This is a genomic window from Mucilaginibacter straminoryzae, assembly GCF_022953055.1.
GTDB classification, from domain to species: domain Bacteria; phylum Bacteroidota; class Bacteroidia; order Sphingobacteriales; family Sphingobacteriaceae; genus Mucilaginibacter; species Mucilaginibacter straminoryzae.
The window spans coordinates 71,523-79,242 of record NZ_JALJEJ010000013.1 but is presented as its reverse complement, the minus strand read 5'-3'; the positions used below and the strand labels follow the sequence as shown (position 1 = coordinate 79,242).

6 protein-coding genes and 1 tRNA gene are annotated in these 7,720 nt (G+C 44.2%); 1 reads left to right on the top strand and 6 read right to left on the bottom strand.

Annotated elements, in window-relative coordinates; genetic code table 11:
- Positions 1-982 precede the first annotated feature (982 nt).
- Positions 983-2,008 carry a YncE family protein gene (locus MUY27_RS19290; RefSeq protein WP_245132872.1) on the bottom strand — a complete coding sequence of 342 codons (1,026 nt, stop codon included), beginning with the start codon at positions 2,006-2,008 and terminating at the stop codon, positions 983-985.
- 139 nt (positions 2,009-2,147) lie between these two features.
- A tRNA-Ser gene (locus tag MUY27_RS19285) sits at positions 2,148-2,232 on the bottom strand.
- A 430-nt stretch (positions 2,233-2,662) separates the two neighbouring features.
- Between MUY27_RS19285 and MUY27_RS19280 the strand changes: the two genes are divergently transcribed.
- Complete coding sequence (locus MUY27_RS19280) at positions 2,663-4,120, top strand: serine hydrolase domain-containing protein (protein ID WP_245132871.1); 1,458 nt, start codon at positions 2,663-2,665, stop codon at positions 4,118-4,120.
- Between the two features lie 42 nt (positions 4,121-4,162).
- On the opposite strand, the gene MUY27_RS19275 is transcribed toward MUY27_RS19280, so the two are convergent.
- The 4 genes from MUY27_RS19275 to rnhA all read right to left on the bottom strand — a co-directional run bounded on the left by MUY27_RS19275 (position 4,163) and on the right by rnhA (position 7,690).
- Positions 4,163-4,912, bottom strand: a complete 750-nt coding sequence (locus tag MUY27_RS19275; protein WP_245132868.1) for a 3-keto-disaccharide hydrolase — start codon at positions 4,910-4,912, stop codon at positions 4,163-4,165.
- A gap of 11 nt (positions 4,913-4,923) precedes the next feature.
- Entirely contained in the window at positions 4,924-5,766 is an 843-nt protein-coding gene (locus tag MUY27_RS19270) for a sugar phosphate isomerase/epimerase family protein (RefSeq protein WP_245132866.1), read from the bottom strand.
- A gap of 18 nt (positions 5,767-5,784) precedes the next feature.
- Entirely contained in the window at positions 5,785-7,131 is a 1,347-nt protein-coding gene (locus MUY27_RS19265) for a Gfo/Idh/MocA family protein (RefSeq protein WP_245132864.1), read from the bottom strand.
- Positions 7,132-7,219: 88 nt separating this feature from the next.
- Positions 7,220-7,690 (bottom strand): ribonuclease HI, encoded by a 471-nt coding sequence (rnhA, locus tag MUY27_RS19260; RefSeq protein ID WP_245132862.1) that lies wholly within the window; start codon positions 7,688-7,690, stop codon positions 7,220-7,222.
- Positions 7,691-7,720: the final 30 nt, after the last annotated feature.

Sequence of the window (7,720 nt, the reverse complement as noted above, 5' to 3'; positions counted from 1 at the left end):
TAGTAGTAATAAGTCGCTATAGAGAAACTATCTGCTTCATCACAAATACAGTAGTCATATGGCAATCAAAGTCCGAAAAGTTTTATATCCCCCGCGTATTAACGTAGTTGTGCAACAGCCACTTCTAGCTCGTGTCATTTACGAATGGAGGATACCGTAGTCCAGTTGGTTAGGAAAGTATTCAATGGAAAAGGATAAACTTAGGGTGTTAAATATATCCTTTTTTTAAAGCATACCGGGGCACCAGCTACAAGCTCGCGCTAGCACGGGGGAATTATCATGATTTATTCGTAAATATCTTGTTGAGCTCCGTCTGTAATTGTAATAGCGTTTGAAATTTTTTATCTTGATTTACGCTAAATCCAGACACCTCATCATTAACTATTGATAAACCAATAAATTCGGGCTCTATTTGAAAAACGTAGAAATTACCGTTATACCAAACATCTATCATTATATGACCCATAGCTGATTCATGAATTTCATATTTTACATCTTTTCTTTCCAATTCACTAATCAAATGGTTGCAAATTTCCTTTGAATTAAACATGGTAACTGTATCTTTTCTATTTCGGAAAAATAAACCCGCTTATGCATCAGCTACAAGCTTGCGCCGGTAGGGATCAATGATTTTTTAAGTTAATTTCAAGAAAATAAGTGTAATTTAATAGAACATGACTAACATTACGAAAAGAGACTCGATAATTATAATTCTTATTTGGCTTGCTGGTTCATTGTTATTAGTTCCGTTAAAGCATTGGGCGCACCTCGCCCCGGAATATAACTGGAGTAAGCTACTCGTTTTAATGATGGGTTTTTGGATAGCAATATTAACCTATCGGGCTTTTAAAAAATAACTATTTAATAACAATTATGGATTGACACTCTGTAGTTATGTTTTACTGTTATAGCTAAACATGATGAGTTTATCCCTACAGCGGCGCTAGCTTGTCGCGTGTAATGAAAGAGGAATGTTTTTCCATCACTTTCCTATCTCGATGAGATGGAATGAGCCGGCAACAGCCCGCGGGCGGGGAGGTTTAGCATTTGCCGCAGTGGCCACTACCGGTTCCGTTTTAGCAGCAGGCAAATAGATCTTATGCGTGATGATATCTACCCCGATGGTGCGCGCACTTTTCTCGGTCGTTACATTTTCCAACTGTTGGTATTTGTTCGCCGAAACCTCTTTAATTACCGACAGCGTCCCCTCGCCGTTCGAGGTGTAGATCATTTTTAACGCCGGGTCAAAAGCCACCCCGTCGCAGTCGCCGATCTTAAACTTCGCCAGGGGTTTGCCGTTTGCGGCATCCATCGCCACAAAAGTTTGGTTTCCCCCGCACCCAATGAACAGGCGATTAGTCTGCCGGTCGATAGCCAGGCCGGATGGCTCGTCGCCATCACCGATCTTAAACCTCCGGACCACCTTGTAGCTATTGGCATCAATCACGGCTACTTCATTGGTCGTCTCTATATTCACGAACACCTTCCCTTTGCCATCAGAAACCCCTGTTTCGGGCTTCCCTCCCAACGGTATGGTGGCTATCGCCTGATCCGTTGCCGGATCTATAACGGTGGCATCCATGCTACGCCCGTTAAATACAAAAACCTTTTTAGAATAGTCGTCAAAGAAAATCGCGTCGGGATTGGTGCCTACCTTTATCGTGGTTATTGGCCGATAGGTGGTTAAATCAAAAACGGTACAGCTGTTATCGCGGCCGTTACTGGTGTAACCTTTATTGAGCGACTTAACCAGCGCAATGCCATGCACGCCATTTGTACCAGCAATAACACCTAATGAATCGCCGGTGGTACTGATAATGTTTACCTGCGTCCCGTGCGACACAAAAATCCGCTTGCTTTCTCCGTCAACGGTGATATAGTCCCAACCACCGTTGCTTTTGATCGGGAAACTATTGGTAATTCTAAAGCCTGATTTTGGCTGGGCATGCACTGTGCCAGCTAAAGCTACGACGCAAATTAACAGGGGTATTCTTTTAAATGCTATCATGATTATTTTTCCAGCCAATTTAAACAATCGTCCTGTACAAAATAAGATCATATTTGATCGTAATCTTAGAATTCCAAATCAAACAAAAACGGCCCAGATCTTATGATCTGAGCCGTTGTGCTTTTTATATTTTATTCTGCGGAGAGAGAGGGATTCGAACCCCCGGACCTTTAACAGTCAACGGTTTTCAAGACCGCCGCAATCGACCACTCTGCCATCTCTCCGGGGACAAAAGTACAAAACCGGGATGAATTGCCAAATTTGATATTAACTTTTTTTTAATACTCCCATAAGGTATTCATAATCAGTAATAAAATTTTTAGCCACCCCCTATATATAGGCTTAATATCGCCCGTTTTGCGTGTTTAATCACCAGGCAGCCCTTTACAACAACCGTCTAAAACGCGTAGTTAAGCTTTTTTGGCGTTCATTTTTATAAAACCAGTGCCCACAAACGCCTGACCGGATAATTTAGAAATTGCAATATTCATTATAATGAAGCTACTGTATTAAACAGAATGATGGCAAAATCAACCCGAGTAAGTTAATTTACTTGCCCTATTGGTTAGCGCGTTGTAACTTGTGTGCAGATTATCGCTTTAAAATTTTATATTCGTTTCAACTATCCTTCCATCCCTTAAGCTATTCCCCTAGATGTTTAATTTTCTAAAAAAAGCTTTCTTTATCCTGCTATTTACCTCTTCTATTCAAGCCGCCAACGCCCAGGCAGACAGTGTAGATCTTTTTATAAATAAACAGATGCAAAAGGGCAAAATCCCCGGATTGCAACTGGCGATAGTAAGGCATGGAAAAATCATCAAAACCGGGAACTACGGCTACGCCAACCTGCAAGATTCTATACCTGTAACCAATGAAACGGTTTTTACCATAAACTCCATCACCAAGGCATTTGTAGGTGTAGCAGTGATACAACTGATGGAAGCAGGAAAGTTAAAGTTAGATGCGCCAATTTCGGATTATTTAACTGGCCTACCAGAAAGCTGGAAGCCGGTGACCGTTCAACAACTATTATCTCACACATCCGGCTTGCCTGACATTGTGGATGAAGACGAATCAGTAATGATAGCCGGTGATCCTGAAGAGGCGTGGAACAAAGTGATCACGATGCCAAATGTGTTTAAACCGGGCGAAAAGTTCAGTTATAACCAAACCAACTACCTGCTGCTCGGCCGCATTATACATAGACTTAGCGGTATGCCGTTCCAGCAATTTATCCTTAAAGAACAATTGGAAAAGGTAGGTATGCCCAAAACGATCTCATCCGGGTTCGGCGCAACGAAGACTATTGTAGCACATGCCGCAGGTGGGTATCAGTTTTCGAGAGGTCAGCTTAATAACATGTTTTTCTCTTTCCCTCCGTTCTTACAGGCAGCCGCCGGCATGAGCTCTACAGCAAAAGAAATGGCAGATTGGGTAATTGCCCTGCAACAGCATCAGCTTTTCAAACAAGCATCAAGCCTTGCAACACTATGGAAACCAGCAAAATTAAATAACGGCAGACCCGGAGGATTTAGTTCGTTGCTAAACGGATATGCAGCAGGCTGGCCGGTTGTAGATCGTGCAGAACACCCGGCAGTAGCGCCGGTAGGCGGTAATCGTTCAGCGTTGTTCGTATACCCGGATGATGATCTGTCTATCATCATACTTACTAACCTCTCAGGTGCGGCGCCTGATAAATTTATTGATGAACTGGCCGGACTGTTTATTCCGGATATGAAAGAGGCAAACGGATTCGGCCTGTCCCCTTCTTTAAAAATATTAAAGCGGGTTCTTGATACTAAGAGGTATCAAAATGCTATTAGTGAGGTAACAAAATTGAAGAAAAATAATCCTCATTTTCTGTTAACAGAAAATGAGGTTAACAATTGGGGTTACAACCTTATTTCCCAAAAAAAGCTTAAAGAAGCTTTAGAAATCTTCAGGCTGAATGTTTATTTATTCCCCGCAAGCGCAAACGTTTATGACAGCCTTGGGGAATTATATGAAGAACTTGGAAATACCGATCTTGCTATCCAGAATTATGAACGGTCGCTAAAGCTGGATCCGAAAAATGAGAATGCCGGCCGACACCTGAAGCAGCTACGAAACTAAAGGTAAGGTACACTTTGATCACGCCAACCGGCAATTGAACAGCTATAGCGTCTTAATTTTTACGTTCTTAAAATTAACGGTAAAGCCGTGGTCTTGCAGCAGGATATGGCCTTTATCAGCTTCCCCAAAGTTCGGCCATATTTTGTACTTGCTGATCTTTACCAGTTCGCGGTACTCGGTCGATTTGCGTACATACGATAATACTTTTACCCCGTTCAGGTAGTGTTCTACACGGTTATCCGGGTAAACCTTAATTTCGCCGGTGTTCCACTCGCCTATCGGTTTAATGATGCTTTTAGGTTTATTTGCCGGGATCAGGTCATAAAGCGAAGCCAGCGTACGGTCGCCATCCCGGCCCAATTTTGCATCCGGGTGAACATCATCATCCAGTATCTGGTATTCAAGCCCGATGGCCGACCCTGAGGGATCTTCCTTCAAGGTTACGAAATACTTCACACCGCTATTAGCGCCACGGCTCATCCGGAAATCAAACTTCAGATCAAAGGCACCGTATTCATCCACCGTAACAATATCACCCACATTTGAAGATTCGCCACCTGCGGAGCCTTGTATCGTGAGCATGCCATCATTAACCACCCATCCTTTCGGATCTGTCGGGAAGCTTTCCAGTTTAGCTCCCCTCCACCCCTTACTGGTTTTACCGTCGAAAAGTAGCTTCCAGCCCGATTTCTTTTCTTGTGAAGTAAGCGTGTTATCTGTTTTAGATTGCGCGAAATTTGTAAGTGGTGTCAATGACATAACCGCAATGGCGGCGATTAAAATAGTTTTCATTTTTTACAGGTTTATTGTTTGGCGATAGATTGATAATATTTAATACTTTCGGGCACTTGCTGTAGCGCGGCGCTGCTTTCATCTTCAATATAATAATGTTTTACGCCGGCTTTAGCTGCCGCTTTTAACACTGATGGAATGTCTATTTGCCCGGTACCTAAGATCACATCATTATCCTGCGATGTTTTGCCGGATAGGTCCCCGGTAGCAACACCTTTCTTCAGGTCTTTCAAATGCAACGCTTTATATCTTTTACCGTAACGTTTTAACAATTCAGCAGGGTTTTGTCCGGGTAGAAATGCCCAAAGGATATCAAGCTCGAAGCTGACGTATTTTGGATCGGTGTGCTGAACAAGATAATCATACAAAGTGCCGTTTTCATATGGCTCGAATTCGAAGCCGTGATTATGATAAATGAACGTCAATCCATACTGGTTTTTCAATATCTTGCCATACTTATTAAAGGTCTCAACTGCCTTTTGCGCATCAATCAGGGTCAAGGCACCCTGATGGGGTATGCCCGCTACCCTCACATACGCTGCCCCAAGCGCTTTCGCATTCCGGGCCACTTCATCTGTTTTGTTCACCAGGTCATCATAGCTTACGCCGAAGGAAGAGCAATGGATTCCATGAGCATCTAACTGTGTCCGCAAGGCTTCGGCAGAACTGCCAAAAAGGTTAGAAAACTCCATATCTGTGACACCGTTCTTCTTTACAATATCCAGTGTAGCCGGAATGTCCTTTGCAAAGTAATTACGATAAGTAAACGAAACCATACCAGGCATAGCTGGTAAGCCTTTTTGTGCAAAGGACAATAAGGGCAACAAAAGCATGAGCGTTAATAATCTTTTCATATCTTAATTATCGCTACGTTAAACTTTGGGTTCCCAGCCTGGTTCGTAAGTGCGGCTCCACATTTTTTGCGCTTCGGGGTCGTTTAAAATATGCCCGGTTTTAGGGTCGACCTTTAAATCACGCTTCAACCGCCAGGCAATATTACTCAGGTGCATGCTCAGGCAGGTGATATGCCCGGTTTCAGCATCACAATTCGGTTTCCGGTTATTCCGCATGGCATCTATAAAATCGGCGACGTGTAAACTATCCATTGAAGCGCTTACGCTTGCGGTATTACGTCCTTGTACTGCAGGTTCAGCCGCTTCAGATTTTACTTCTTTCAGCAGTTTACCTTCCTGGTCATAGATCTTGTAACTATCACCTCCGGTATCCAGGCTACCTCCTTCGCCATAAAAGATGATCCCGCGGTCGGCACCCTCCACTTTTCGGCCATTACAACTGCGGCTTTCCCACATGATGGTCGTCCGGTTAGGGAAGTCCATCGTCACTACCTGCGTATCCGGTGTTTGCCAATCGTCTTTAAAGGCGTAGCGTCCTCCTGTAGAAGTAATATGCTCCGGGAAGTCAACGCCCAGGCCCCAACGGGCCACGTCATATTCGTGCGTGCCGTTATTTAAGGCTTCGCCGGTACCATAATGCCAGAACCAATGCCAGTTGTAATGGATCAGCCCCTCTTGGTATGGTTTACGCGGCGCGGGGCCTTGCCAAAGCTCGTAATTTAGCTCTGCAGGAACTGCGCCCGGTTTCAGGAAAGTAGCTTTACGCGTGTTGGTATACCAGGTTTTAGCGTAGTATACCCTGCCGATGACGCCCTTGTGCAGTTCTTCTATACCTTGGGTTAGTATCGGTGCAGAGCGACGCTGCGCACCCATCTGTACTACCTTTTTATACTTCTTAGCAGCTGCAGTTACCAGTTCACCTTCATGTGGATTGTGACTGATGGGCTTTTCTACGTAAACATGTTTACCGGCCTGGCAGCCAAGGATGGTCATGGGCGTATGCCAATGGTCGGGCGTGGCGATATAGATCCCATCGATATTTTTATCCGACAGTACTTTTCTGAAATCCCCTTCTGTTTTAGGAGCATCTGCCTGCCCGGCATCAGCTACCGCTTTTAAAGCTTTTGCAAATACGCGAGTATCTACATCGCAAACAGTGGCGATATTCAGGTTTTTCTGCCGGGCAAACGTACCGGCCATACTGGTACCCCGACCGTTAAGACCGATTATCGCCATATGAACACGGTCGTTTGCCCCGATGATATGGCGGTAACTTTTTGCAGTAAAGGCAAATGTTTTCTCACCGGCCAGCATAGCCGCAGAGGCAACGGCCATTTTTTGAATAAATTTCCGTCTGTTTTCCATTAGTACAGGTTTCGAATTGGTGCCTGTAAAATACAATTATTACTAACAGAAAAGGAAATATTTTCCGATGAATTTTCGTTCTAAGAAATTAAAGCATTGGCGACCGGGCAGCTTCTGCTTCGAAAACAGAATCGATGAGCAGGTCTTTTTGCTTGGCAGCGTTTACGGCCAGCTGGTCGCAACGTTCGTTTTCGGCATGCCCGTTGTGCCCCCTCACCCACTTAAATTTGATATTGTGCAGTTTGCTTACATCCAGGTAGCGCAGCCAAAGGTCTTTGTTTTTCTTGTCCTTAAATCCCTTGGCCAACCAGCCATGCACCCAACGTTTTTCAATAGCGTCCACCACGTACTTAGAGTCGGTACAGATCAGTACATCCTGCCCCGGCTTTTTTAATGCTTCCAGACCTTTGATCACCGCCAGCAGTTCCATACGGTTGTTAGTAGTCTTACGGAAGCCTTCTGATAATTCTTTATAATATGGCCCTGCACGAAGAATTACACCATACCCACCCGGACCGGGATTACCACTTGAAGCACCATCTGTAAACATCTCTATCATCGGTGCAATTATAGGATTTTAACCGCGGAT

Excerpts from the sequence above, each read along its gene's own strand:
- MUY27_RS19290 (WP_245132872.1), bottom strand. The coding sequence starts at position 2,008 with ATGATAGCATTTAAAAGAATACCCCTGTTAATTTGCGTCGTAGCTTTA.
- MUY27_RS19280 (WP_245132871.1), top strand. The coding sequence starts at position 2,663 with ATGTTTAATTTTCTAAAAAAAGCTTTCTTTATCCTGCTATTTACCTCT.
- MUY27_RS19275 (WP_245132868.1), bottom strand. The coding sequence starts at position 4,912 with ATGAAAACTATTTTAATCGCCGCCATTGCGGTTATGTCATTGACACCA.
- MUY27_RS19270 (WP_245132866.1), bottom strand. The coding sequence starts at position 5,766 with ATGAAAAGATTATTAACGCTCATGCTTTTGTTGCCCTTATTGTCCTTT.
- MUY27_RS19265 (WP_245132864.1), bottom strand. The coding sequence starts at position 7,131 with ATGGAAAACAGACGGAAATTTATTCAAAAAATGGCCGTTGCCTCTGCG.
- rnhA (WP_245132862.1), bottom strand. The coding sequence starts at position 7,690 with ATGATAGAGATGTTTACAGATGGTGCTTCAAGTGGTAATCCCGGTCCG.